Consider the following 26,510-nt stretch of genomic DNA (forward strand, 5'->3'; position numbering starts at 1 on the left):
GGGGCACTAACCATGCTCTCCAATATTCCCAAACACGACACCAGCAAGCCGCACTACCAGAAGTTCATGGAGTTTTCTCAAGATAGGCTCGAACAACCAATTTCCTGGCTGATCGAAAACCCGAGGATGTCCGGTGTGGCCATGGAAGCCGTCGGCTTGGAGGCCTTGACCTTCCTGTCCATGGACCCCAGAGCATCCGAGATCACGACCTGGGAGGCCTGGACCACCTGGATGCAGACGGCCGAAGCCCCCTTCGCTATGAGCCGTCTACAGCCGGATGAAACCGTCGAACGCCTCATCAACCAGAAGACCCGAACACTGCACCACCTACCCCTCAACCACTCATACGATGCCGGGAGTTGGCTGACCGCCTTCTTCCTTGCCGTCACCTGCCGCGACGAACAACGCGTCGCCTCCCTCTGTCAGATCCCCCCGCAGTTGCTACGCGAGGCTTCCGAAGCCGATGGGGGAGGCTACGACGAGTACATCTACCCCTGGATCACAGCGATCCAGGACTTCATCCTCGACCGCCCCACACTGGGCGAGAACCTCTACCAAGCCATGGACCTCTCCCAACCGCAGAACGCCACCATCAGCAGTGCCGAGGTCCTCAACTCGCTTACATTCCCGGTGATGAACGCCTTCTACCGGCTCGCCCAACAGGACACTGCTAAGTTCAACGAGGCCATGGAACAAGGCCTACGCCTCTTCCACTCCTACTACACCGCCGATGAGGAACGAGCCGAGAACATCTACGGCACCATCCCGACCCACCTCTTCGGAATCGCCTGCCTGGCCTACGACCTCGCCCAGGTAGTGCCCGACTTCAACCCCGACCTCGACACCCCCTACTTCCCCGTACATATCCTCCACCGAACCCGCCGCAACGACATTCCTATCTGACCCGGAATTCCGAAGGAGTGAAAGCACCGGCCAACACGAATTAGCCCCTATGGCTTGACTGAAATCAACGAAGCCTCAAAATACCCGAGACATCCTTGATGGATGCCTCTCCCACCTCGATACCGCTATTTCACCGAAGGAAGTGGGAGACGCCTCCTGGTGTCATGACCATGCCATGACACCAGGAGGCGATCATTATTTTCTATTGTCATCGAATCTTCATAGTGGGGAGAATACGATGACGAGAGCCCCTCACCTCCTCTAGGAAGAGACCGAATTGCTGTCCGACATCCCCAAGCGTGACACCGGCATGCCGCACTTCTACAGGCTCATGGAAGGTTTTCCAGAAGAAGCCGAGAAGGCTGTCCAGGGCTTTGTCGGAAAACCCTGGACCGTCGGCATGTCCGGAGACCTACTCCGCCAGAACACTATGATCTGCTTGGCGATGGACCCCAGGGCTGCGGAGATCCTGACCTGGGAGACCTGGACCACCTGGATGCAGGTCGCCGAAGCACCCTTCGCGATGTGCGTCCTGGAACCGGACCAGACCACTGAACGCCTCATCAACCAGAAGACCCGCACCCTGCACCACCTGCCCCTCGGATACACCTGCGGCGCGGGACCTTGGCTGGACGCCTTCTTCCTGGCTCTCACCTGCCGAGACGAACAGCGTGTCGCCTCCCTATGCCAGATCTCCCCGGAGTTCCTGCGCGAGGCCAGTGAGCACAATGGCGGGGCCTACGACGAGTACATCTACCCCTGGATCGCCGCGTTGCAGGACTTCATCCTCAACAGGCCCACCCTGGGCGAGAACCTCTACCAGGCCATGGACCTCTCCCAGCCGCAGAACGCCACCATCAGCAGTGCCGAAGGCCTCGACTCCCTGGTCTTCCCCCTGATGAACACCTTCTACCGGCTCGCCCAACAGGACACCGAAAAGTTCGACGAGGCCATGGAACAAGGCCTACGCCTCTTCCACGCCTTCTACACCGCCGACGAAGAACGAGCACGCGACAGAGAAGGCACCGTCCCGGTCCACCTCTTCGGAATCGCCTGCCTGGCCTACGACCTCGCCCAAGTGGCCCCCGACTTCAACCCCGACCTCGACACCCCCTACTTCCCGAAACACATCCTGGAACGCTCCCGCCACGGCGAAATGCCCATCTGACCCTTCGCCCACCGATGCCGCACTCGGTCGCCGAAGGAGGACGGGCAGGCGTTAGCGTGAGCGTTCAGCCCCTGTCCTCCCACCCCGCCGAGCCCTGAGGAGCCCCCTTTGAGCCGCAACGTGGTCGCCTTGGTGCCCACCGCCCCCGACCGACGTGCCCTGATCCACGCGCTGGCCGCCGCCGACCGGGATCTGCGCGTGCGGATGGTCGCCGACGGCGCCCTGGTGGAGCTCCTCGACGAGGAGGGCCGGGTGGTGGCGAGTATGCAGGCCGCCCAGCGGTTGACCCTGGCGACGGAGGCGGATCGTCTGCTCGCCTCGGAGATCGCCGACGACCTGCCCGCGCAGCCGTACTGGGTGGAGGCGCGCGGGACGCATCTTCCCGGGGTGGACCCCACCGGTGTGGTGTCCCGTTTCGCGCGTTCCCTCACCGATCGGCTCGGTGGTGTGGTGTGGACGCCCGAGCCGGCGCTGTCGTCCCCGGCCCCCTTCCTGACCGGCTCTTCCGAGCGGCCGGCGATCGCGGCGGTCACCGAGCGGGCCGCGGTGATGGTGGAGGACCGTCCCCTGGTCCCGCTGTCCCCCTGGGTGGTGGACGCCATGTCCCACCACTCCCAGGAGGAGACGGGGTTCCAGCTCCTCACCCCGCATACCGCCCGTCTCACCCACGCCCTGGCCAGAACCCTGCGTTCGCCCGCCGCCCGTTGGGTGGTCCAGGCCCCCGAGAACCGCTACTACGACGGTTTCTCCGGGCTTCCGCTGCGTTGGGACGAACGGGAGGCGTTCGTCGTGGACCGGGAGGCGGCGGAGGAGGGCCCGCTCGAGGAGTACCGGCCCGACCGGGCCGATCACGCCTCCCAACTGCTCGTGGATCTGAGCGTGGAGCATCCCGCCGAGAACGGGCTGGTGTTGGGCGAGGCGGTGGAGCTGATCGGCGAGATCCTCGCCGGGGCCGGCCCGGCGGTCTGGGGTACGGCCGAACCGCTCACCCAGGAGTGGCGCCGCGCGGTGTTCACCCGGACCGTCCGGATGAGGGCGCCCCGCCCCACGCTGGCCGTGTTCTCAGGGCTTCGGGGTGAGGGGGTCCGCCCGTTCGAGGGGACGGTTCGGGTCAGCCGGACCGCCTCGGGGGTACGTGAGGCGATCTCGTGCGTGATCGGTTTCCCCGAGGGTGAGGAGCACGACCCGTCCGCGCTTCCCGCTCTGGTCAAGGCGCTCACCGAACGGGAGCTGTTGCGGACCTTGACGGTGCACCGGCTGCACGGCCGATCCGACCTGACGTACGCGCCGCACTGGGTGGGGCCGCCCATCCCGGTGGGGATCGCGTTGGGGGTGGAGGCGGTGTCCGAGGTCGGCACCGAGCACGCGGTCAAGGCCCCGATCCGTCCGGTCCCCTTCGGTTCTCCGATGGCCCCGGCGCTCTGGTACTCGGTGGGCACGGGGATCGAGGAGGAGTCCTGGCCGCGGTTCCGGGCTCTGATGACGCATCTGACCCCCGACTCGGTCTCCTCGCCCGGGTCCTCCTCCGAGAACACACCCGCTCGGGGGGACTGATCCCGGGCGCCGCCGGCCGTGCGTCCAGGAGAACGGTCCGCCCGGCGCCTCCCCTTCCATGACGGAAGGCCCGCGGAGTCCTGTTCGGTAGGGTTCTCCCGAACCCCCGGGCGCCCCCGTCTCAGCCCGCCCACCCCCGTCAGGCACCGCCGAGAGGAACGCCGATGAGCCTTCGCGTCGTGCACCGCCCAACACGCACCGTGCACCCCGCACCGGCGCAGGAGCCCCACGAGGTCGAGGCCCCGCCGACCCTCCCCGACGGTAAGGCGCAGGGGAATCCGTTGATGACCATCATGCCGGTGGTCGGTATGATGGTGTCGATGACCGTCATGATGGTCATGCGCAACCCGGCGTTCATCGCGTTGGGCGGAGTCATGCTGGTGGTGGCCCTGCTCGCGGCCGTCGCCATGTTGTTCTCCCGCCGTGGCCAGGTCGGCCGTCAGCGCCGCCAACAGCGGGAGCTCTACCTTCAGTACCTGGAGGAACTGCGCGAGGAGCTCACCGGGTGGGAGCGGTCGACCCGTTCGCACGCCCGGCTGTTGGATCCGCCGCCGGAGGCCCTGTACGACGTGGTCCGTGATCCCACCCGGTTGTGGGAGCGTCGTCGTAGGCACCGCGACTTCCTGCGCGTGCGTGTGGGGACCGGTCTGACCGAGGGGCGTCCGCTGCGGCTGGCCGAGCAGGGCACGGCGCTCACCCCCACCGACCCGTTCATGCTCTCGGAGGCGCAGACGGCGATCCGGCGGTTCGAGACGATCCCCGACATGCCGCTGACGTTGCCCTTGGACATGGCCGGGGACGTGAGCGTGGTGGGTGAGCGCGAGGACGTCATGCGGCTGGTCCGGGCGCTCATGGCCCAGTTCGGCGCCTTCCACGCGCCCGAGGACGCCGGGCTCGCGGTCTCCTATCCCGAGGAGCGCGCCGAGGACTGGGCGTGGCTGCCCTGGCTGCCTCAGGTGTTGGACCCGCAGCGGCGCGAGGGCGGGGCGGCGGTCCGCCTCATCGCGCCCACCCCCGCGGAGCTGGGCGGTCTGCTCGCCGACGAGCTGCGCGCGCGCACCGACTTCGCGTCCGAGGTGCGACGGGGTATGGGCAAGCGCGAGGCCTATCAGATGATGCGTCGTCTCCTCGTCGTCCACGACACCCACGGCGAGGTCGCCTCCGAACTCGTGCGCCCCGATGAGGCGGTCGACCCCGGTTCGCTCGCGGTCACCGTGCTGCACCTGGTGTCCCGACAGGTGGACGAGCCCGGGGACGTGAACGTGCGGATCACCGTGGAGGGCGACCGGATCCGGATGGAGGAGCTGCGCGGCTCCGACCCCGTGGTGACCGTCGGCACCCTGGACGATGTCTCCGACGCCGTGCTGACCGGTCTGGCGCGCATGCTGGCGCCGCTGAGGCTGTCCCCGGAGTCGGTGGAGGAGACCGCCCAGGAGGGCGGCTCGGTGGACTTCCCCGCGATGATGGGCGTCCAGGATCCGGGTGCGATGGACGTTCCGAGGATGTGGTCGCCGCGGAGCGAGCGGGCCTTCCTGCGGGTGCCCATCGGGATGGACGACATGGGGCGCCCGGTCATCCTGGACCTGAAGGAGTCCGCCCAGTTGGGCATGGGCCCGCACGGGCTGTGCGTGGGCGCGACCGGTTCGGGTAAGAGCGAGATGCTGCGCACCCTGGTGCTGGCGTTGGCGGCCGGGCATTCGCCGGAGCAGGTCAGCATGGTGCTGGTCGACTACAAGGGCGGTGCCACCTTCGCGCCGTTCGAGAGCATGCCGCACGTGGCCGGGGTGATCACCAACCTGGAGGACGACGCGGCCCTCATCGAGAGGGTGTACTCGAGCCTGTCGGGCGAGGTGCAGCGCCGGCAGCAGGTCCTGCGCGACGCCGGGAACGTCCCCAATATCGGTGACTACCTCTACAAGCGCCGGCACGATCCGAGTCTGCCGCCTCTGCCGCATCTGCTGGTGATCATCGACGAGTTCGGTGAGCTGCTGACCGCCAGGCCCGACTTCATCGACCTGTTCCTGTCGATCGGCCGGATCGGCCGCAGCATCGGTGTGCACCTGTTGCTGTCCAGCCAGCGGATCGAGAGCGGGAAGCTGCGCGGTCTGGAGACGTACCTGTCGTACCGGCTGGGGTTGCGCACGTTCTCCGAGGAGGAGAGCCGCACCGTCCTCAACACTCCCGACGCCTTCCATCTGCCCTCGCTGCCCGGCTTCGGGTATCTGAAGGTGGACACGAGCGTGTACCAGCGGTTCAAGGCCGGGTACGTGTCGGGGGCCTACCGAGGCCCGGTGGCCGAGGAGGAGCCGGACGAGGGGCGACCGTCGGTGCGCCTCTACACCGCCTACAACGAGGACCCGGAGGAGGCGGTGGACACCGGGGGCGGCGCGCAGGAGGAGAGCCCGATGCCCTCACGTACCGTCGGCCCGACCCTGCTCGACGTGATGATCTCGCAGTTCGGCCGACACGGGGATCCGGCCCGGTCGATCTGGCTGCCGCCGTTGCCTCACGCCGCGGCCCTGGACACGCTCGTGGGGGCTCCCGAGCGCGGCGACTCCGGGCTCCGGCTGCCCGGGGACCGCGAGGCGCTGCACGTGCCGATCGGCCTGTTGGACGACGCCACCAAGCAGTGGCAGGGCGTGTGGGAGCTGGATCTGACCGCATCGGGCGGGCACGTCGCCGTCATCGGTGGCCCGCAGAGCGGTAAGACGACGTTGCTGCGCACCCTGGTGCTGTCGCTGGCGATGACCCACACCCCGCAGCAGGCCGCGGTGTACTGCCTCGACCTGATGGGCGGCGGTCTCCAGGCGTTGTCGTCCCTGCCGCACGTGGGCGGGGTGGCCGCGCGGACCGACGGCGAGCGGGTGCGGCGGACCGTCGAGGAGGTCCAGGGCATGCTGGAGCACCGTCAGGAGGTGTTCCGGGAGCGGGGCATCGACTCGGTGGCCCAGCTGCGTCGCAGGCACGCGCGCGGTGAGGTGCCCGAGTTGACCAGCGCCGACGTGGTGCTGGTCATCGACGGGTTCGGTGCGCTGCGCAAGGACTTCGAGGACGTCGACACCATCGTCAACGATCTGCTCCAGCGCGGTGGCGGGTACGGGGTGCACGTGGTGGCGGGCATGTTGCGCTGGAACGACGTGCGCATCGCCGTGCAGTCCAACTTCGGGCAGAAGCTGGAGCTGCACCTCAACGACGCCTCCGAGTCCACGATCGACCGCAAGCTCGCCGAGACCATCAGTGCGAAGGCCCCCGGGCGGGCGCTGTCCGACTCGGAGTTGTTCGGTCAGGTGGCGTTGCCCCGCATCGACGGGGTGGACACCGACGACGAGCTGGGCGAGGCCGTGGAGAGCGCCGTCCGGGAGATCGACGGCGCCTGGGCGGGCCGTCGGGCGCAGAGCGTTCGGGTGCTGCCGCACCGTCTGTCGGCTCGGACCCTGCCCACCCCCGAGTCCGAGTCGCGTCTGGTGCCGATCGGGGTGGACGAGCGGGCCCTGGATCCGGTGATGCTGGATCTGTTCGATCGGGATCAGAACCTGCTGGTGCTGGGGGACGGCGAGTGCGGCAAGACCAACCTGCTGCGGCTGATCGCGGAGGGGCTGGTGGCCCGCTACTCGTCGGACGAGGTGGTGTTCGCGGTGATGGATCCGCGGCGGACCCTGCGCGAGGTGGTGCCCGAGCCTTACATGGGCGGGTACGCGAGCAGCCCCAAGGTGTGCGCGGGGCTGGCCGCCGGTGTGGCCAAGGAGGTGGAGGCGCGGGTTCCCGAGGACGGCGACCTGGACGCCTTGGAGCCGGGGTCGATCAAGGGGCCGCGCATCGTGGTCCTGGCCGATGACTACGACGTGCTCACCACGGCCGGTCAGAAGCCGCTGGCCCCGTTCGTGCCGTTCGTGTCCAACGGACGCGACATCGGCCTGCACTTCGTGGTGGCCCGGCGGGTGGCCGGTGCCGGGCGGGGGATGTTCGACCCTCTGGTGCAGGCGGTCCGGGAGATCGGGACGAGCGCGCTGATCATGTCCGGCGACCGTTCCGAGGGCCAGCTCCTGCCCCGGCTGTACGCGAGCGCGCAGCCTCCCGGCCGTGGCCGGTGGGTCCGCCGCGGTGGCAGCCCCCACCTGATCCAGACCGCTCTTCGCGACGAGGTCTGAGGGGCGGGTCGACGCCCCGGGTTCAGGCCTGGCCCCCGGGCCTGTCTCCGGGGCCGAAGGTGCGGTAGGGGTCGGTGGCGTAGGAGGGGGCCGGGATGTGGAAGGGGCCGTTCGGCGGCATCGTCGGGCGGGCGGGTTCCGGCCGTTCTCGGGGCGCCGAGTCCCAGGGGGCGGCGGCCGGTCGCTCGCCGTACCGCGTATCGGCTCCGGGGCCGGTGTTCCACCGGTCGGACCGGCCCGCAGTGGGTGCGGGCCGTCCCGGAGGGTTCTCCCCGGGGCGAGGCCGCGCGTTGAGGAAGGCGTCGGCGTAGACGTCGCCGGCGATGACCGGTGGCCGCCGGGGCGGCGTGGGGGCCGATGGCCGGGGAGGCAGAGGTCGTGCCCCCGATACCGAGGGTCCGGTCGGGAACGAGGGGGGTCCCGAGGCCGGAGGGCCCGGCGGGACCGGGGCCGAAGGGCGTGGGGCGGCGGGCGCGCCGGGGTTCCACGCGGGGTGGGCCCCCGTGGGCCCCGTGGGCCTCGGGGGGTGGGGCCGGGGAGGGAGCCGAGGTTCCGGAGGGGGTCCGGGATAGGCCGGCCCGGTCGGAGGAGCGCCGATCCCGGGCCCGTTCTCGAAGGCGACCGGTGGTCGGGGGCCCGGGTCGGCCCGGACGTGCGGAGGCCGGGGTGCCTCATCCGGTTCTCCGGCCCTCGACCCCCGCGTCGCGTGTTCGCTCATGGGCTCTCTCCCTCGTCAGCCCTCACTTCGTGTGAGCCTCCCCAGGAAAGCACACCCGTGTTCGTGTTCGACAGACGGGCGACCCGACCCATAAAAGGATCAAAACGTACATTTCGGGTCGTTATTATCAGTCAATGTTCACACGATTCTCGGGGTTCCTCATCGGGTCGTTCTTCGGCCTGGTGTTCGTTCTGGTCAACGTCGGACCCCCGCTATCCCCCGCCCTGATCTGGGGAATCCGCGTTCTCGCGGTGACCATGGCCGCGGCCGTCATCGTCCTGATCATCCTCATCTCCCGCCGAGAGTCCACTCAGAACGCACAGCCCCCTTCCGACGCCGAACCGGAGGAACCGCGGTTCGGCCCCTTCTTCGGCGTCGTCGTCCTCATCGAGTTCGCCCTGATCTTCGCCGGGGCCACTCTGATCGGCCGTCTCGGTCTCCCTCCCGAGACCGGGGTCGCCTGGGTCGCACTCGTCGTCGGCCTGCACTTCTTCCCGCTGGCCTGGAAGTGGCGACAGCGTGAGCTCGTCTTCGTCGCCTGGTACGCGACCGTGCTCGGTGCGATCGGGCTGGCCCTGGTCGCCGCCGGTCTCCCCGCCTGGGCCCCGCTCGTCAGCGGCGTGGTGACCGGCTGCGGGATGCTGCTCGGCTGCCTTCTCGGGATCGTCCCCCTCTACCGGCGGGCCCTCGCTCCCTCCGAAGCCTGACGTCCGCCCGCCGGCCCCGTCCTATTCGGGGAGTTCCCCCACCCCGAAGTAGGGCAGGGCCGGCTCCAGTCCTTCGATCTCGACCGGGACAGTGCGGTGCTCCTCCCAGTCCCGCCGGGTCAGCCGGTAGCGCAGTTCTCGGACCCGCCGCCCACGCACCTCGAGGTGGTCGATCCCGTCCGGGCGATAGCCCAGACGCCGGGACACCCCGATGGAGGCCGCCGAGGTGTCGAAGGCCTCGGTGACCGCGTCCAGTGCGCCGAGCCCCTCGAAGGCCAGATGCAGGATCGCCGCCCGCATCTCGGTGCCCAGGCCCCTGCCCTGATACTCCCGGGTCAGCCAGGATCCGCTCCCCACCTGGCGGGTGACCGCGAAGTCCTTCGCGTTCATCTCCTGGAGCCCGATCACCCGCCCCTCGAAGATCACGACGGCGTTGAAGGCCCACCGTTCGGGGGTCCAGGCCGCCATGGTGCTCCAGTTGTGCTGGATCACCGCCCGTCCCAGCCGCTCCGGGCCCTGGTCCGTCCAGGGTTGTCGGAACGGCATGGTCTCCGGGTCGTGGACCCCTCGGAGCGCGGCGTCGGCCAACGCGGAGAGGTCGGCGTCGGTGGGCATCCGCAGACAGAGGCGGGGCGTGCTCAGACCCACTCCGAGCGGCGGGAAATGGTCACTGATCATGCCCCCGCATTCTTCTGCCCTCCGCCACCGGATGTCACCCGGTTTATCGGTGCTCAGCGAACGAGTTCGTCGATGAGCGCCACCAGTGCCTCGGCCGTCCGCCCGGGTTCGGCGACCGCGTCCTGTACAGCCCATCCCCGCATCCCCGCCAGATGGGCGGGGTGCGCGTAGGCGGGATCGGTGAGCAGGTAACCGCAGGGCGCGTCCGGCCAGTCCGGGACCGTGGGCAGACGTTCGGTGCGGTAACCGGCGGGTTCGTCCGCACCGGCCGGGATCCCCGTCAGATCCTGGTCTCGGGAGATCTCCTCACGTGTGGGGCTGCCGGGACGCGGCAACGGGGCGTCGACCAGCACGTAGCCGAGGACGGGCCGGTGGGCCGCCCGTTGGGCCGCGCCGACCGCTCCGAGCAGGGGGCCCGAGTCGCCCCGGGCCACCAGGACCGTGGGTTCGTCGGTCGCGACCAGGCGGTTGATCTCCAGGCTCGCCCGGGCCACGTAGCGCGCGGCGTGGGGCGCTGTGAAGTCGTCCGTCACCTCGGGCAGGACCGCCGCGCGGCCGAGCGCGTCGAGGTCCCGGTCGATCCCCGGCGGGGAGAAGGGGGCGCCGAGGGTGGGGGGTAGAAGGACCGTGATCACGCGGGGCCGCCCCCGCGTGTCTCGTCCCGGACCCAGGCGAGGTAGCCGGGGTTGCCCCCGACCACCGGCAGGGCCACGACCTCGGGCACGTCGTAGGGGTGGATCTCGACCAGGTGGGCGACCAGGTCGTCCAAGCGGTCGGACGCGGTCTTGATCACGACCTTCCACTCCTCGTCCGCCCGGACCTCCCCCTCCCAGCGGTAGAGGCTGCGGTGCGGACCGCCGACCTGGGCACAGGCCGCCAGTCGGTTCTCGATGACCGAGCGGGCCAGCGCCTCGGCCCCTTCCCGGTCGTCGATGGTGGTCTCCACCCTGACGACATCGGCACGTTCTGACATGGTCACCCCATCGGGACGGTGTTGTTCCGGGTCGGGCGGGATCGTGCGAGGTCGCCGGTTCGGCGCCCCGCCCCTCGTCGTCCGGTCCGAGGGGCCCCACCCGGTGTTCTAGGCTCACTGATCATGAGCGAACGTGATGAACTCCTGCGTCAGATCAACGATAAGGCGGTCGTGCGCGGGAAGGTGACCCTGTCCTCCGGCCGGGAGGCCGACTACTACGTCGACCTGCGCCGGATCACCCTGGACGGGGAGGCCGCGCCGCTGGTCGGCTCGGTCCTGTTGGACACCGTCGCGGACCTGGAGTTCGACGCGGTGGGCGGTCTGACCCTCGGCGCGGACCCGGTGGCCACCGCGATGCTGCACGCCGCGCACGCGCGGGGACGGCGCCTGGACGCCTTCGTGGTGCGCAAGGCGGGCAAGGCCCACGGGTTGCAGCGCAGGATCGAGGGTCCGGACGTCAAGGGGCGGCGTGTGCTGGCCCTGGAGGACACCTCCACGACCGGTGGCTCGGTGATGACCGCGGTCGAGGCGTTGCGCGAGGCGGGAGCCGAGGTGGTGGCGGTCGCGCTGATCGTGGATCGCGGCGCGCGGGCCCGACTGGAGGAGGAGGGCCTGGAGTACCGGCCGATCTTCGAGGTGTCCGACCTGGACGTGTGAGTCCGGCCTCTCGGTGCGGGCGGGGTCGATGCCGGCCCCGTCCACCGGGGTCCCGGGACTCAGGGGTTCAGGGTGAAGGAGTATCCGGGGTCGCGGTCGGAGACGTCGCGCGGTTCCCCGTTGACGTAGAGCTCGACGGCGGTCGGATCGCCGATGGCGACCTCCAGGCCGTCGGTGTTCTCCCGGTAGTGCACCGAGTCGCCCTGGACGACCTCCTGGTCGAGGAGGACGTCACCACCGGGCACACGGACGAAGACGCTGGTGGACTCGCCCACCACGTCGATGTACAGGGCACCGGTCTCGGTGGTGTCCACCGGTTCGGCGGCGACCTCGGACGCGTTGACGCCCTCGGAGGCACTGCCGGTTCCCGGGATCGAGCGGTACAGGAAGTACCCGCACAACGCCACGAGGGCCACCAGGAGCGCGACGGTCCCGACGATGGCCATCACTTGGCCAACGCCCTTCGGATCATTCCTATGCCGTCCCACGGCGATGAATGTAGCGCGTATCACGGCAAAAAGCGACAGCAGTCGTCCTGAAGACCCGCTTCCACCACTGGAAACCACAAAACGGTAGGTAAACCGCTTTTCTTCCCGACCCCTCCGTCGTCCTCTCCGGCACCCCTCGTAAGCTGCGGGTACGTCGACATTCCCGGCCGTTTTGGTCTAGACCTTTCAATCGGCTCCGGGGATTCGAGATACTTGAACGACACCTGGTGGACACCCCGGACGAACGGCCCGCCTCCCGGGCCTCCCTCACGACCGGTCCCTCCACCGGGGCAACGCACACGGGGTGCCGTCGGCACGCAGAGTAGGCGCCGGCGGACGCTCGCTCCAGGCCGAACCAGGGAGAGTCAAGCCATGCCCATCGCCAGCCCCGAGGTCTACACCGAGATGCTGAGCCGCGCGAAGTCCCAGGGCTTCGCCTACCCGGCGATCAACGTGACCTCCAGCCAGACGCTGCACGCCGCGCTGCGCGGCTTCGCCGAGGCCGAGACCGACGGCATCGTGCAGATCTCCACCGGCGGTGCCGAGTTCCTGTCCGGCGCCTCGGTGAAGGACATGGTCACCGGCTCCGTCGCCTTCGCCGAGTTCGCTCGCGTCGTCGCGGACAAGTACCCGGTGAACGTCGCCCTGCACACCGACCACTGCCCGAAGAACAAGCTCGACGGTTTCGTCCGTCCGCTGCTGGAGATCTCCAAGGAGCGCGTGGCCAAGGGCCGGGAGCCGCTCTTCCAGTCCCACATGTGGGACGGCTCCGCCGTGGAGCTCGAGGAGAACCTTCAGATCGCCGAGGAGCTCCTGGCCGCCTCCAAGGCCGCCCGGACCATCCTGGAGATCGAGGTCGGCGTCGTCGGCGGTGAGGAGGACGGCATCGTCGGCGAGATCAACGAGAAGCTGTACACCACCCCGGAGGACGCCCTGCGCACCGCCGAGGTCCTGGGCCTGGGCGAGAAGGGCTACTACATGACCGCCCTGACCTTCGGCAACGTGCACGGCTCCTACAAGCCCGGCTTCGTGAAGCTGCGCCCCGAGGTGCTCAAGAGCGCCCAGGAGGCCATCGCCGAGCGTTACGGCAGGACCAAGGCCTTCGACTTCGTCTTCCACGGTGGCTCCGGCTCCACCCTGGAGGAGATCCACGAGGCCATCGACTACGGCGTCGTGAAGATGAACATCGACACCGACACCCAGTACGCCTTCACCCGCCCGGTCGTCGACCACATCATGAAGAACTACGACGGTGTGCTCAAGATCGACGGCGAGATCGGCAGCAAGAAGGCCTACGACCCGCGCGCCTACGGCAAGGTCGCCGAGGCCGGCATGGCCGCCCGCGTGGTGGAGGCCGCCCAGCACCTCAAGTCCGCCGGCAACAAGATGAAGTAGGACCCGGAGTCCTTCGCGGTGCCCGGTGGCCTCGGCCGCCGGGCACCGTTCGTCTCCCCCGTTCCCCGGGCGCCGACCCGGCTCCGACATGGACCGGACCGTCCTCCGGAAGGGTCTCGTCCCGGTGGCAGGATGGAGGCATGAACCTGCACCGGAACCTGCTGAACGAGCCGCCCGAGACGCGCCTGGCCGACGACGCCGAGGCGCGTGAGGCCCTGGCCGCCTCCGACGACCCCACCCCGGTCGCCGGCCGTTTCCCGTCCTACTCCGCCGCGTGGGCCCGTCTGGCCGAACTCGCCCTGGCCGACGGCCGGCCGGTCGCCGCCTACGCCTACGCCCGCACCGGGTACCACCGGGGCCTGGACCAGCTGCGCCGCTCGGGCTGGAAGGGCCACGGCCCGATCCCGTGGGAGCACGAGCCCAACCGGGGCTTCCTGCGCGCCCTGCACTACCTGGGCAAGGCCTCCGAGGCCATCGGCGACACCGAGGAGGCCGAGCGCTGCTCGACCTTCCTGCGCGAGTCCAGCGCCGAGGCCGATCGGGCCCTCAACGGCTGATCCGCTCCGATCCTCGCGTGCCGGGCGTTCCGGGAACGCCCGGCACGGTGTGACACGGGCACCCCACGGCCGCTCTCAACCGAGATGCGCAGGTCGTGTACGCTCAATACGCAACGGCCCCTGTCGCTGCCTTGCGCCAGGGGTTGATCCATGTCCGGGGTGGGAAAAGCCCTGTTCAGGTGTCGAGCGAAGAGGTAGAGACCAATGCCGGCGATCACGCTCGTGGGTGCCCAGTGGGGCGACGAGGGCAAGGGCAAGGCGACCGACCTGGTCGGTGAACAGGTGGACTACGTGGTCCGCTACCAGGGCGGCAACAACGCCGGCCACACGGTGGTCATCGGAGACCAGAAGTACGCCCTGCATCTGCTGCCCTCCGGCATCCTCTCCCCGAACGTCGTTCCGGTCATCGCCAACGGCGTCGTCATCGACCCGGGGGTGCTGTTCGAGGAGCTGCGCGGGCTTCAGGACCGGGGTGTGGACACCTCGCGTCTGCTGGTCTCCGCCAACGCGCACCTGATCATGCCCTACCACCGGGCCCTGGACAAGGTCAGCGAGCGCTTCCTCGGCAAGGGCAAGATCGGCACCACCGGTCGCGGCATCGGCCCGGCCTACGCCGACAAGGTCTCCCGCCAGGGCGTGCGCGTTCAGGACATGTTCGACGCCAAGATCCTCACCAAGAAGATCGAGTTGGCGCTGCACGACAAGAACCAGCTCCTCACCAAGGTGTACAACCGGCGCGCTCTGGAGGCCGGGCCCATCATCGAGGAGTACCTGGGCTACGCCGAGCAGCTCCGCCCCTACGTCGCGGACACCTCCCTGATCCTCAACAAGGCGCTGGACGAGGGCAAGACCCTCTACCTGGAGGGGTCGCAGGGCACGCTCCTGGACATCGACCACGGCACCTACCCGTTCGTCACCTCCTCCTCCCCCACCGCCGGCGGCGCCGCCGCGGGCGCGGGCATCGGCCCCAACCGCATCTCCAAGGTCGTGGGCATCCTGAAGGCCTACACCACGCGTGTGGGTTCGGGCCCCTTCCCCACCGAGCTCCTCGACGAGCAGGGCCAGTGGCTGCGCACCCAGGGCGGCGAGTACGGCGTGACCACCGGTCGCGACCGCCGCTGCGGCTGGTTCGACGCCCCGATCGCCCGCTACGCCACCCGGGTCAACGGCGTCACGGACTTCTTCCTGACCAAGCTCGACGTGCTCACCGGCCTGGAGCGGATCCCCGTGTGCGTGGCCTACGACGTCGACGGCGTGCGTCACGACGAGATCCCGATGACGCAGACCGACTTCCACCACGCCACCCCGATCTACGAGTACTTCGACGGTTGGACCGAGGACATCACCGGTGTCCGGGAATTCGACGATCTCCCCGAGAACGCGCGGGCCTACGTGCGTACTCTGGAGGAGATGGCGGGCGCCCCGATCTCCGCCATCGGCGTCGGACCGGGCCGTGAAGAGACCCTCGAACTGCGTCCCCTGGTCTGACCCGGCGACCACCGTCCCTCCAGACAGAAGAAGAGGCCCCCTTCAGTGAAAGCCCTCGTTCTCGGCGGCGGAGGCCGCGAACACGCACTCGTCCGCGCCCTGTCCCTGGATCCGGGCGTCACCGACATCCACTGTGCCCCCGGTAACCCGGGCATCTCGGAGATCGCGGAGAACCACGTCCTGAACGTGACGGACGGGTTGGCCGTGACCGAGTTGGCCGCGCGCATCCGCGCCGAGCTGGTGGTGATCGGTCCGGAGGCCCCGCTGGTGGCGGGCGTGGCCGACGCCCTGCGCGACCGGGGCATCCCGGTGTTCGGCCCGGACCGTGAGGCCGCCCGTCTGGAGGGCTCCAAGGCCTTCGCCAAGGAGATCATGGAGGCGGCCGGGGTCCCCACCGCCAAGGCCCGCGTGTGCCGTACGCCGGGTCAGGTCTCCGACGCCCTGAACGAGTTCGGCGCCCCGTACGTGGTCAAGGACGACGGACTGGCCGCCGGTAAGGGCGTCGTGGTGACCGAGGACCGCGGCGCGGCCGAGAGGCACGCCCGCGAGTGCGGCCGTGTCGTCATCGAGGAGTACCTGGACGGCCCCGAGGTGTCGCTGTTCGTGCTCACCGACGGTGCCCACGCGCTGCCGCTGCTGCCCGCGCAGGACTTCAAGCGCGCCTACGACGGCGACCAGGGCCCCAACACCGGGGGCATGGGCGCCTACGCCCCGCTGCCCTGGGCCCCTCCGGGGCTGGTCGACGAGGTCATGGAGACCGTCGTGCGACCGACCGTCTCGGAGATGAACCGTCGTGGGCTCCGCTACCAGGGCCTGCTCTACGTGGGTCTGGCGCTGACCTCCCAGGGGCCGCGCGTGGTGGAGTTCAACGCGCGGTTCGGCGACCCGGAGACCCAGGTCGTGCTGGACCGTCTGGCCACCCCGATCGGCGCGGTCCTCCAGGCCACCGACACCGGCGGGCTGGGCGCGATCGGCTCGCTCCAGTGGAAGAAGGGCGCGGCGGTGACCGTCGTGGTCGCGGCCGAGAACTACCCCGGGGACCCGACCAAGGGCGACCTCATCGGCGGGCTGGACGCCGCCGGGGCCATGGAGGGCGCCTACGTGCTGCACGCGGGCACCGCCTGGGACGGGGCACGCGAGGTCAAGTCCAACGGCGGCCGTGTGCTGAGCGTGGTGGGTACGGGAGCGGACCTGCGTCAGGCCCGCGAGCGCGCCTACGAGGCGGTCGGGAGGCTGGACCTGCGCGGTTCCTTCCACCGCACCGACATCGCCGAACGCGCCGCCGCCGAGCTCTGACTCGTCGACTCCGACAGGGAGGGCCCGGCCTCGTCGACCCATGGGGCCGGGTCCTCCTTCCAGGCAGAAAGCCGGAAGGAACATCATGAGCGGTTTCGTCACCGTGCCCGAGCCCGTCCAGGTGCCCGGACTGACCCACCTGCACACCGGTAAGGTGCGCGACCTGTACGCGACCGCCTCCGGCGACCTGGTCATGGTGGCCAGCGATCGTATCTCGGCCTTCGACTGGGTCCTGCCCACGGAGATCCCCGGTAAGGGGCGTCTGCTCACCCAACTGTCCCTGTGGTGGTTCGAGCGTCTGGGCGATCTGGTCCCGAACCACGTGGTCTCGGACACGCCGCCCGAGGGCGCCCCGGCCGACTGGGCCGGCCGTACGCTCGTCTGCGAGCGGCTGGACATGGTCCCCGTGGAGTGCGTGGCCCGCGGCTACCTCGCCGGTTCCGGACTCGCCGAGTACTCGGTCGACCGCACGGTCTGCGGGGTTCCGCTCCCCGAGGGGCTGACCGACGGTTCGGAGCTGCCCGAGCCGATCTTCACCCCGGCGGTCAAGGCGGCGGTCGGCGATCACGACGAGAACGTCTCCTTCGACGTCGTGGCGGCCGAGCACGGTGAGAGGCTCGCCACGGAGCTGCGCGAGATCACCCTGCGTGTCTACGGGCGCGGTCGGGACGTCGCCCGGGAGCGAGGGGTGATCCTCGCCGACACCAAGTTCGAGTTCGGACGGGATTCCTCCGGCGCGCTGGTCCTGGCCGACGAGGTGTTCACCCCGGACTCGTCGCGTTACTGGCCGGCCGACGAGTGGAGCCCCGGACACGCTCAGCCCTCGTTCGACAAGCAGGTACTGCGCGACTGGCTGACCTCAGGCGATTCCGGTTGGGACCGGGCTTCGGAGACCCCTCCGCCGGAACTTCCGGACGACGTGGTGGAGCGCACTCTGTCCCGCTACAAAGAGATCCATGAGCGCTTGACCGGGACAAAGCCGGTGCTCTGACACGCGGCGCGCGAGTGATTCAGCGCACGCGGTCACCGAATGGGCCGCGAAAGCGCGTATGGTGGTGGAGTCGTGCGCAATGCCGGAGTAACGGTCAGCCATACGCGCGACCCTTGGTCTCTCCCTCAGGCGTAACGCCACTTTGGTCGTTTGGCGGGACTCTATCCGCGATCTGCGGGTATACCACGTTCTGGGCCGGTATGCGCCGGCGGTTGCTATAGAGTCTTCGCGAACCGAACGGTTCAATGGCCGCGCAGGTCACACGCAAGATGGTCGCAACGTTCCAGGGGAAACCCGCGTCTCAACCTCACATAGGCGAAACCCGACGAGGGTGACCTTTTTTCACATCTGCCTCACAAAGGAGCACATGAGCATGGGCCAGGAGGTTCGTTACCGCGTCCGCGGCGGACGCCCCCTCAGTGGAACGGCGTTCATCCAAGGCGCGAAGAACGCCGTCCTGCCGATGATCGGGGCCGCCCTGCTGGCGGCCAAGGGCCGTACTGTGCTGCGGAACGTTCCGGTCATCGAGGACGTCTACCGCGCACTCGAGCTCGCCGAACACGTGGGCGCCAAGGTCGCCTTCCACGAAGCGGAACGCACCGTCGTCATCGACGCCTCCGGCCTCAACGACCCCGAACTCGCGGTTCTGCCCGCCGAGATCGCGGCCCGCTTCCGCGGCTCCGTGCTCTTCGTTCCGGCCCTGATGCACCGCACCGGCCGTGCGCGCATCGAGGGCGTCGGCGGATGCAACCTGGGCAGCCGGAACCTGGACTTCCACTACCGCGGCTTCGCCCGTCTGGGCGCCGAGGTGACCGAGGACCCCGAGCGCAACCACATCAACGTGGAGGCGAGCAGGCTCCGCGGCGGTCGGCTGTACCTGGACACGCCCTCCCACACGGGCACCGAGAACCTCATCATGGCCGCCGTGCTCGCGCCCGGCACCACCGTGATCGAGCACGCGGCCCTGGAGCCCGAGGTCCTCGACGTCATCGCGTTCCTCAGCGCCATGGGCGCGAAGATCAGCGGTGGCGGCACCGGTCTGATCACCGTCGAGGGCGTCGAAGAGCTCACCGCGGTCGAGCACACGATCATGTCGGACCGCATCGACGCCGGTGTGTTCGCGATGACCGTCGCCGCGACCGGTGGCGAGGTCAGCCTGGTCGGCGCCAACCTGGACCACCTGGGTGTCGCCCGCTGGAAACTGGAGCAGATGGGCGTCGGCTTCTCGCAGGAGGGCGCCGTCCTGCACGTCCAGCGGGACCCGTCCGTGCCGCTGCGGCCGATCAACGCGGTCACCTCTCCCTTCCCGGGCTTCGCCACCGACCTTCAGTCTCCGCTGATGGCCCTGGCCACCCTGGCCGAGGGTGAGAGCTACATCCACGAGGCCATCTACGACGGCCGCTTCGCGCTGGCCGACGAGCTCAACAAGATGGGCGCCAAGATCGAGGTCGAGGGCACCCGCGCCATCGTGCACGGTTCCACGAACCTGCGCGGCGCCGAGGTGATCGCCCACGACCTCCGTACCGGTGCCGCCCTGGTGCTCGCCGGACTGGTCGCCGAAGGTGAGACAATCGTTGCGCCTGGTTATCTGGTGGACCGCGGTCACGCCCAGTTCGCGCAGCGTCTCGCCACGCTAGGCGGCGACGTGGAGCGCGTCACCGTCTCGTAGCTGTCGTAAGCGCAGTTCAAGCCGGGGTGGGAGGCCTCCTCCCACCCGGGCTTTCGGCGTTGATATGGAAAACGATCTTCTTTGGCCCCGCACAATGGGTACGATCTCGGCAATCATGCCGTGACAGAGATCGGGTCGGGAAACCAGTGGGCGCACATAGTGAAGAGCGTGGAATGGTAGCGGGGAGCAACCCGAGGTGAGTGCCCAGCGTACTGGCGATTTGACGATCGGCGTCATAGGACCCCATGAGGTGGTCGAACGGGTCATGCTCATGGGTCCTGGGTCAACAGGACCTCTCAACGCCAGACTCATCGCCGCCGCGTACCGAGATGAGCAAGAGGCGACGGACAAGGTCGTCAGGCTGGGTTCGGCGATCGATGCCTATCTGTTCGCCAGCCCTGTCCCCTACGAGTTCGCACGGAAGGCGGGCGTGTTGACCATGCCCGCGACCTTCGTGCCGCTCGGCGGGGCGAGCCTGCACGAGGCCCTGCTCCGAGCGACCCTCGACGATCGCTACGACCCCACCAGAGCGAGTCTGGACGTGCTCGGCAGGGCCGACGTGGTGGAGGCCTACTCCGAGGTCGACCTGCCGGTGGACGGTATCCACGTGCACGAGGAGCTGACCAACACCGCTCAGCTCACCTCGTTCCACGAGGGGTTGTGGCGGCGCAAGGCCACCAGGATGGCGATCACCTGCGTCCGCGGTGTCGCCGAGCGCCTGGAGGCGATCGGGGTGCCGGTGATCCGGCTGCGCCCCACCAACGCGGGGGTGCGCAGCGCTCTACAGACCGCCGGTCTGCTGGGTGCCCACCACCGTCTGGAGGAGGCCCAGCTGGGCGTCGTCGTGGTCGACGTGCCCACCCTGCGCGACTCCTCCCGCCGCTCCACGCCCCGTTACTGGCGTGAGGAGCTGCGACTGTCCCTGCACCGTCTGCTGCTCCAGGAGGCGCACCGGATCAACGCGACCGCGCACCGCCTGGACGACCACTCGTTCATGATCACGGCCACCCGCGGTTCCCTCGTCACCGCGACCGAGGGGTTCCGGCAGCCGCCGTTCGTGGAGCGGATCAAGGCGGAGCTCGGGATCGCGATCGAGGTCGGCATCGGCATGGGACGCACCACCCAGGACGCGGAGTCGCACGCTCGCGCGGCCCTGAACCGCGCCCAGGCCTCGCGACAGAGCTTCGCGGTGGACCGTGAGGGTCGTTCCCTGGTCCCCGCCCAGCGCGCGCCCGCACGGCAGTCCTCCGAGCCCCTGCGCACCAAGGGACGCGAGACCCTCATCCGTCTCTCGGAGAAGATCGCGGAGGAGGACGGTCCTCTGGTCGTCGACGCGGAGAACGCCGGGCGCATGCTCGGGGTCACCTCCCGGACGGCCCGACGGCTGCTGCGCACCCTGGTGGAGGAGGGGTTGGCCTGGCCGCTGCCGCCCAACCGCACCCTCCAGCCGGGACGCCCGCGGCAGCTCTACCGGCTGATCGTGGAGAAGTTGGACAAGGACGCGGCCGGCAAGTAACCGGTCGACCACGTGGAAGGGCGGTCCCCATCGGGGGCCGCCCTTCGCGCGTCCTCGGGCCGTCGGAAAGAATCGCCTCCATGACGCGACGACGGCTCACCACGCTCGCGATTCTGGAGACCGCCAACGTCTTCTGGTTCGCGCTGGTCTTCTTCGGCCTGCTGGGAACACCGACCACCGGTGCCAACCTGGCGGGTTTCGCCGTGTGCTCGGTGTTGTTGATCCAGGGTTCGGCCTACTGGTACCTGAAGCTGCGGCAGCTGGACCGGGGCGAGCGGCTCCCCGCCGGGATGGCCGTGTTCGGGGTTCTGCGTGTGGTGAACCCGATCCTGCTGCTCGTCTCGGGCGCCTACATCGGATGGACGCTCCTGGGCGGGGTCTCCTGGTGGACCGAGGTGTTCCTCGGGATCGTCCTGTGGGTGCTCGCCGTCCTGGAGCAGGTGAACTACTTCCACGTCCAGCTGTCCTACGACAACCGTGCCGACCTGAGCAGGCTCATGCGGACGCGACGACTGCGCCGCTCGCACCTGGCCCGTGATCTGGGTCGTGCGCGACGGGCGCCGGAACCGGTCGGTCCTCGGCGCCCGTGACGAGATCCTTCGAGGGGTCAGCGACGGTCGGGGAAGACGGTCGCGACCGCGAGGAAGGCGTCGTTCTCCTCGGGTGAGGCGATGGTGACGCGGGCGCCCTCCCCCTGGAAGGGACGAATCGCGACACCCACCTCGGCGCAGGCCGCGGCGAAGTCCAGGGTCCGCTCTCCCAGACGCAGCCACACGAAGTTGCCCTCGGTGGGGGGAACCGTCCAGCCGGCGTCCAGAAGGGCGCCACGGACGCGCTCGCGCTCCGCGACGGTGGCCTCCACGCGCTCCAGGAGTTCCTCCTCGGCGTTCAGGGAGGCGATCCCGGCCGCCTGGGCCAGGTGGTTGATCGCGAAGGGCACGAGGGTCTTGCGGACCGCGCCGGTCACCTGCGGGTGCCCGACGAGGAAGCCCAGACGCACGGCGGCCAACCCGTAGGCCTTGGAGAAGGTGCGCAGGACGGCGACGTTGGGCCGGTCCCGGTACAGGGAGATCCCGTCGGGGACCTCCGGGTCGCGCACGTACTCGCGGTAGGCCTCGTCCAGGATCACCAGGACGTGGTCGGGGATCCGGTCGAGGAAGTCGACGAGCTCCGCCTCGCGCACGGTGGTCCCGGTCGGGTTGTTCGGGTTGCAGATCAGCACCATGCGCGTGTTGGCGTTGATCGCCTCCAGCATGGCCTCCAGGTCGTGCCCCTCCTCCTTGAGCGGCACCTTGACCGAGGAGACCCCGGCCAGTTCGACCAGCAGGGGGTAGGCCTCGAAGGAGCGCCAGGCGTAGACGACCTCGGTTCCCGGCTCGCCGACGGCCTCCAGGAGCTGCTGGAGCATGCCGACGGAGCCGGCGCCGAGGGCGACGTGATCCTCGGGCACGCCCAGACGTTCGGCGAGGCGGGTGACGAGGTCCTCGGCGGCCGGGTCCGGGTAACGGTTCAGGTCGGCCGCCGCCTCGGCGATGGCCTCACGGACGGACGGGAGCGGACCGTAGGGGCTCTCGTTGGAGGACAGCTTGATGGAACGACCGTCGGGCCCGACGATCTTGATCCCCGCCCGGTAGGGAGGGATGGACTCCAGTACCGCCCGCAGATATGGCGATTTCGACTCCGACACCATTGTCCTTCCTCAATACTTTGTGCTAGCCCCGCGACACTCTCAGCTATGACAGGTCCGGGTCGGTCACCGCTCCAAGTGGAAATATCGCACGAACCAGGAGATATCACCATGCCTATGTCCCGCACCGCCCCCACCGCGCGAGCCGTGGCCGCGGCCGTCCCCCTGGCGGTCCTCCTGGCCGCCTGCGGCGGTCCGGAACAGGAACAGAACGACGGCCCCGACACGGAGGCCGCCTCGGCACTGCACGAGGCCCAGCCGTTGAACGTCAGGGACGCGACCCCGATGCCCGAGGGCAGCGAGAGCGGCACCTACTCCGACCTTGTCACAGTCCAGTACTCCGAGGAGGTCCGGGCCGCGACGGTGCTGGACAAGCCCGAATGCCTTGACGCCGCCAACCGGTGGGGGGAGTTGGACGCGGTGCGCGAGGCGCCCGCCTCCGTGGCCGCCTACGAGTGGGAACCCGGCACGATCTCGCACATCCTCGTCCAGCTGGACGAGGGGGCCGCGACCGAGGCGCTCGCCACCGAGCCCCCGGAGAGCTGCTCGGAGTACACCGCCACCTACGAGGACGGCACCAGCTCCGATTACGGGGTCGCCGACCTGGACCTGCCCGAGGTGGGCGACGGCTCCCGGGCCTTCACCGTCCAGGTGACCGACGACAGCGGGGAGAACCACATGTACACCGTCATGTACCGCAATGGTGGTCTGCTCGGCACGGTCTCGATCATGGGACAGGGCGACCCCGCCGAGTACGAGCGGATGCTCATGGACTTCAGCGAGGCCGCCATCGACCGACAGGAGCAGATGCTGGGGTGAGGCGCCGCCGAGGGCGGGGCCCCGCCCCGCTCAGGCCCCGGCGCCCTGGATCTCTTTCGAGGGGCCGCCCGGCATGCCGCGACCGGCCTCGCCCGGAGGCTCCTCCGCCAGGGTTCCGGGCTTGGGGCCGCCACGCCCCTCGGCCTCGTCCCTCTTGGCCGCCTGACGCGGCTTGGGCAGCCTGCGCGGCGGCCCCTGGAGGTCGAGGGTCGTGACCGCTCCGAAGGTGGCGATCACCGCACCGCTCTCACGGTCCACCAGGGCCGCGCGCACGCCGGTCCGGCGCGGTCCGCCGATACGGACCGCGTAGACGACGTCCACCCGACGACCGTGTCGCATCCCGTCGTAGCGCAGGAATCGCCAACAGCCGTGACGCCAGGTGTCCTCCGGCTCGTCGGCCAGCATCACCTTGGCGTTGGTCCGCCAGACGTCGCTACGGCGCAGACGCCTCAGGGAGCGACGTGGAGACCCCTCCCGCAGTGCGCACGGCTCGCCGGTGGTCGCGCGCGAGAACACCTCGCGCAGCTCGGGGCTGAGCAGCCCCAGCAAGAGCAGTTCCACCCCGAGGACGATCCCGTGGGTCACGGTGGGTTCCGAGGCCGACGTCCATCCGTTGGGGCCGAGACCGATCGTGGTCGCCGCGGCCACCGCGAGCAGGGACGCCCGGGAGAGCGTCCGCCACCCGATCGGTTCGCGGCTCAGCCCGCCGAAGCAGCCGCAACCGGCCTCCGGGTCGCGCCGCCGGACCACGAGCAGAACTCCGACGGACACGGCGAAGAGCAGCACGGTGAGGCAGCGGACCACGTCGGCCGCCGGCCCGGTCAGGGTCAACAGACCGACCGCGAGTCCCACCTCCGCCAGACAGGTGGCGAGGGTGACGGGGCGGCGCAGTCGCTGTGGAACCAGGAGCGCGGCCCCCGTGCCCGCGGAACGCGGAGAGGCCTTGGCCGCCGCGCCGAGCAGGAGCAGCGCCGCCAACAGGGGCGCCTGCACCTCTCTGATCGCTTCGAGGATCTCCGGGAACATCGATCATCCCTCCTGGTTCGCGACGGTCATGGTCGCGTTGAAGCAGCCGACCTCCAACAGGCCGCCCAGGGCGACGAAGGAGGTCATGGTGAGAGAGGCGATCCGCCCCGCCGCCCGGGTCCCGCAGGCCGGGCACAGGTCGCAGAACCAGCTGTCGGAGGCGGCGCAGTCGATGACGGGCACGACCGCCGTGTCCCGGGTGCAGTCGTTGCGCAGGCTGAGCGTGGCCCCCGTCGACAGCAGCGGCAACGGCAGACACGAGGTCCTCCGGTCGCATCGGCCCTCATGCCCCGACCGGTCCAGTGCGGGGTAGGCGGCGCCCGGTGCCTGGGCCCGGGGGTCCAGGTGGGACGAGCGGCCCCGGGCCGGGTCGTACCAGCTCACGATCCCCTCGACCGTCGTGGAGTACTCGCGGACCGGCGGTCTACGTGGAGAGGCGGCCAGTGGGTGGGGCGGCTGGGTGGTGGCCGGGCGGGCCGCCCACACGGCGCCGTCCTCCCAGATACCGACCGCGTCGAACAGGTACCCCGGCTCCAGCCTGGGGTGACGGACCGTGATCCGCCCCGAGGTCCGGTAGGGCAGGACCACGGTGGTCCGAGGGCGGCCATGGCCGGGATCGAGGGTGAGCGTGTCCCCCTCCCGTTCCACGATCACCCCGGTGGCGCGGGCCACCCGCGCCCAGACCCGTTCGGCGATCAGGCGGCCGTCCTGCGAGCACCGGACCACAACGTCGTCGCCGGGGCGCAGTTCGGTGGCGAGGATCTCTCCGCCCCGCCAGAAGGTGGTGCTGTTCTCGTAGAGGAAGCGTTCCTCCCCTCGCGGGGTGGCCAGGCAGAACATGTACCGGGTCGCGTCCACGACCACGCCGCGTACGACGCGTTGGTGGATCGGGGTGGGTTCGGGTGCGGCCGCGGCTCCGAGCACCGTCGACGTGAACCGACGGCGTTCCCGACCACTGTCCGTCATCACTGACATGTCCTTCGCGCCCCCTGTCGCCCGACTCGTCCATCAGTGCCCATTGTGACCCTCGATTTCACGAACACTCGCTCACACGCCGTGATGGCACGGTTCGTGCCGGTGACATTTCCCGGGTATTGCATGATCGCGCCCTTTTCCCCACATCGCCACCACTCTCGGTGACGACATGAGCATCGCGCACCGACCGAAGAGACTTCGCGAAGGATGTCGCTTAGGAGAGTGTCCAACGCGTTCGCGCGGTTTGTCGGCACGTGGTCGCCAGGTGCCCGGACGTTTGCGTTCGCTGTGTGACAGTGAGAATCAAGGGCGGCGACCGAGGCCGCAGGGAACACGACGATGTCGCGTGACGGGAGTCGGCGCGACCTGTGAAGGTCGGTGGTCGGCGTGACGGGAACCACCCGTACCCCCAACTCCGAGGAGTTCGGCCGCTACGTGGCCGAGCGCGGCCCCGCGCTGCTGCGCATGGCCCGATCCCTCACCAACAGCCACGCCGACGCCGAGGACCTCCTCCAGGCGGCGCTGGTCAAGACCTTCCTCGCCTGGGGCCGCATCGCCAACCCCCGGGCACGCGACGGCTACGTCCGTCGGGCCATGGTCAACACCCAGATCTCCGAATGGCGCCGTGCCCGACTCGACGTCTACCCCACCGACGAGATCCCCGAGCAGCGCGTGGACGACCCCACCTGGCGCAGCGATCTGGCCGACGTCGTGACGCGGGCCATCGACCGCCTGCCCGACCGTCAGCGCACGACGGTGATCCTGCGCTACTACGAGGACCTCACCGAGGCGCAGATCGCCGAACGCCTCGGCGTGACCATCGGGACCGTGAAGAGCACCCTGTCCCGCTCCGTCGAGAAACTGCGCCGCGACGCCGACCTCATCATCGAACGCACCACCGGCTGACCGACCCGGCCACCAGGCCCCCTCCCCGTTTCGAGGACACCGACGCGCCGCGGACACCGGACCACCGGCCATCGGCGCCCCACCGCGCACTTCGCGCGGGACCGATTCGCACGGGGAATCGGATCGCGACTATCCCACCGGATTCCCCACCGACATCTCCCACGACCCTCCCAGGGCAGGGCGACCGCATC

23 protein-coding genes are annotated in these 26,510 nt (G+C 69.5%); 16 read left to right on the forward strand and 7 right to left on the reverse strand.

Translation table 11 applies throughout. The features are described 5' to 3' along the window. Positions 1-12: 12 nt before the first annotated feature. The 5 genes from TR33_RS08405 (at position 13) to TR33_RS08425 (ending at position 9,198) form a co-directional block, all read left to right on the forward strand. Positions 13-903: an immunity 49 family protein gene (locus TR33_RS08405; protein WP_108914123.1), complete on the forward strand. Its 891-nt coding sequence runs from the start codon at positions 13-15 to the stop codon at positions 901-903. 445 nt (positions 904-1,348) lie between these two features. Then, complete coding sequence (locus TR33_RS08410; protein ID WP_234305783.1) at positions 1,349-2,071, forward strand: immunity 49 family protein; 723 nt, start codon at positions 1,349-1,351, stop codon at positions 2,069-2,071. 108 nt (positions 2,072-2,179) lie between these two features. After that, positions 2,180-3,625: a DUF6177 family protein gene (locus TR33_RS08415; protein ID WP_042282519.1), complete on the forward strand. Its 1,446-nt coding sequence runs from the start codon at positions 2,180-2,182 to the stop codon at positions 3,623-3,625. A gap of 164 nt (positions 3,626-3,789) precedes the next feature. Beyond that, complete coding sequence (locus tag TR33_RS08420) at positions 3,790-7,773, forward strand: type VII secretion protein EccC (protein ID WP_042282520.1); 3,984 nt, start codon at positions 3,790-3,792, stop codon at positions 7,771-7,773. An 852-nt stretch (positions 7,774-8,625) separates the two neighbouring features. After that, positions 8,626-9,198 (forward strand): hypothetical protein, encoded by a 573-nt coding sequence (locus tag TR33_RS08425; RefSeq protein ID WP_017534404.1) that lies wholly within the window; start codon positions 8,626-8,628, stop codon positions 9,196-9,198. A gap of 21 nt (positions 9,199-9,219) precedes the next feature. On the opposite strand, the gene TR33_RS08430 is transcribed toward TR33_RS08425, so the two are convergent. The 3 genes from TR33_RS08430 to cutA are packed head-to-tail and all read right to left on the reverse strand — an operon-like array spanning position 9,220 to position 10,849. Continuing rightward, positions 9,220-9,876 (reverse strand): GNAT family N-acetyltransferase, encoded by a 657-nt coding sequence (locus TR33_RS08430; RefSeq protein WP_042282522.1) that lies wholly within the window; start codon positions 9,874-9,876, stop codon positions 9,220-9,222. 53 nt (positions 9,877-9,929) lie between these two features. Next, complete coding sequence (locus TR33_RS08435) at positions 9,930-10,511, reverse strand: hypothetical protein (RefSeq protein ID WP_042282523.1); 582 nt, start codon at positions 10,509-10,511, stop codon at positions 9,930-9,932. Further along, the gene (cutA, locus tag TR33_RS08440) at positions 10,508-10,849 is read right to left on the reverse strand and encodes a divalent-cation tolerance protein CutA (RefSeq protein WP_014911014.1); all 342 of its coding nucleotides are present in this window, start codon (positions 10,847-10,849) and stop codon (positions 10,508-10,510) included. Before cutA ends, TR33_RS08435 begins: the two co-directional genes overlap by 4 nt. 123 nt (positions 10,850-10,972) lie before the next feature. Here cutA and pyrE point away from each other — a divergent pair, with 123 nt between their 5' ends. Continuing rightward, the gene (pyrE, locus tag TR33_RS08445; RefSeq protein WP_017534400.1) at positions 10,973-11,506 is read left to right on the forward strand and encodes an orotate phosphoribosyltransferase; all 534 of its coding nucleotides are present in this window, start codon (positions 10,973-10,975) and stop codon (positions 11,504-11,506) included. A gap of 59 nt (positions 11,507-11,565) precedes the next feature. On the opposite strand, the gene TR33_RS08450 is transcribed toward pyrE, so the two are convergent. After that, positions 11,566-11,952, reverse strand: a complete 387-nt coding sequence (locus tag TR33_RS08450; RefSeq protein ID WP_026124979.1) for a RodZ domain-containing protein — start codon at positions 11,950-11,952, stop codon at positions 11,566-11,568. Positions 11,953-12,366: 414 nt separating this feature from the next. On the opposite strand from TR33_RS08450, the gene fbaA reads away from it, so the two are divergent. From fbaA to TR33_RS08490, 8 genes are all read left to right on the forward strand, one after another. Further along, a complete protein-coding gene (gene fbaA / locus TR33_RS08455) occupies positions 12,367-13,389 on the forward strand; it encodes a class II fructose-bisphosphate aldolase (protein ID WP_014912124.1) in 1,023 nt (340 codons plus the stop codon). 140 nt (positions 13,390-13,529) lie between these two features. Further along, positions 13,530-13,946, forward strand: coding sequence for a DUF3151 domain-containing protein (locus TR33_RS08460; RefSeq protein WP_014909881.1), 417 nt, complete (start codon positions 13,530-13,532; stop codon positions 13,944-13,946). Positions 13,947-14,150: 204 nt separating this feature from the next. Beyond that, positions 14,151-15,434, forward strand: coding sequence for an adenylosuccinate synthase (locus TR33_RS08465; protein WP_014912392.1), 1,284 nt, complete (start codon positions 14,151-14,153; stop codon positions 15,432-15,434). Positions 15,435-15,479: 45 nt separating this feature from the next. Further along, positions 15,480-16,730, forward strand: coding sequence for a phosphoribosylamine--glycine ligase (gene purD / locus TR33_RS08470; protein ID WP_042282525.1), 1,251 nt, complete (start codon positions 15,480-15,482; stop codon positions 16,728-16,730). 85 nt (positions 16,731-16,815) lie between these two features. Beyond that, positions 16,816-17,721, forward strand: a complete 906-nt coding sequence (locus TR33_RS08475) for a phosphoribosylaminoimidazolesuccinocarboxamide synthase (protein WP_042282528.1) — start codon at positions 16,816-16,818, stop codon at positions 17,719-17,721. A 373-nt stretch (positions 17,722-18,094) separates the two neighbouring features. Then, entirely contained in the window at positions 18,095-19,390 is a 1,296-nt protein-coding gene (gene murA / locus TR33_RS08480) for a UDP-N-acetylglucosamine 1-carboxyvinyltransferase (protein ID WP_014911077.1), read from the forward strand. A 250-nt stretch (positions 19,391-19,640) separates the two neighbouring features. After that, complete coding sequence (locus tag TR33_RS08485) at positions 19,641-20,906, forward strand: hypothetical protein (RefSeq protein WP_026124978.1); 1,266 nt, start codon at positions 19,641-19,643, stop codon at positions 20,904-20,906. An 80-nt stretch (positions 20,907-20,986) separates the two neighbouring features. Beyond that, positions 20,987-21,496 (forward strand): hypothetical protein, encoded by a 510-nt coding sequence (locus TR33_RS08490; protein WP_042282530.1) that lies wholly within the window; start codon positions 20,987-20,989, stop codon positions 21,494-21,496. 17 nt (positions 21,497-21,513) lie between these two features. Here TR33_RS08490 and hisC read toward each other — a convergent pair whose 3' ends face one another. Beyond that, a complete protein-coding gene (gene hisC / locus TR33_RS08495; protein WP_042282532.1) occupies positions 21,514-22,596 on the reverse strand; it encodes a histidinol-phosphate transaminase in 1,083 nt (360 codons plus the stop codon). Positions 22,597-22,710: 114 nt separating this feature from the next. Between hisC and TR33_RS08500 the strand changes: the two genes are divergently transcribed. After that, on the forward strand, positions 22,711-23,412 hold the full coding sequence (locus tag TR33_RS08500; protein ID WP_042282534.1) for a hypothetical protein: 702 nt from the start codon (positions 22,711-22,713) through the stop codon (positions 23,410-23,412). A gap of 30 nt (positions 23,413-23,442) precedes the next feature. Here TR33_RS08500 and TR33_RS08505 read toward each other — a convergent pair whose 3' ends face one another. Beyond that, the gene (locus TR33_RS08505) at positions 23,443-24,438 is read right to left on the reverse strand and encodes a MauE/DoxX family redox-associated membrane protein (protein WP_014912118.1); all 996 of its coding nucleotides are present in this window, start codon (positions 24,436-24,438) and stop codon (positions 23,443-23,445) included. A 3-nt stretch (positions 24,439-24,441) separates the two neighbouring features. After that, positions 24,442-25,404 carry a hypothetical protein gene (locus TR33_RS08510; RefSeq protein WP_199806116.1) on the reverse strand — a complete coding sequence of 321 codons (963 nt, stop codon included), beginning with the start codon at positions 25,402-25,404 and terminating at the stop codon, positions 24,442-24,444. Positions 25,405-25,791: 387 nt separating this feature from the next. On the opposite strand from TR33_RS08510, the gene TR33_RS08515 reads away from it, so the two are divergent. Next, on the forward strand, positions 25,792-26,319 hold the full coding sequence (locus tag TR33_RS08515; protein ID WP_017534394.1) for a SigE family RNA polymerase sigma factor: 528 nt from the start codon (positions 25,792-25,794) through the stop codon (positions 26,317-26,319). Positions 26,320-26,510 lie beyond the last annotated feature (191 nt).

Origin of the sequence: Nocardiopsis alba (assembly GCF_000710955.1) — a bacterium.
GTDB classification, from domain to species: Bacteria; Actinomycetota; Actinomycetes; order Streptosporangiales; family Streptosporangiaceae; genus Nocardiopsis; species Nocardiopsis alba.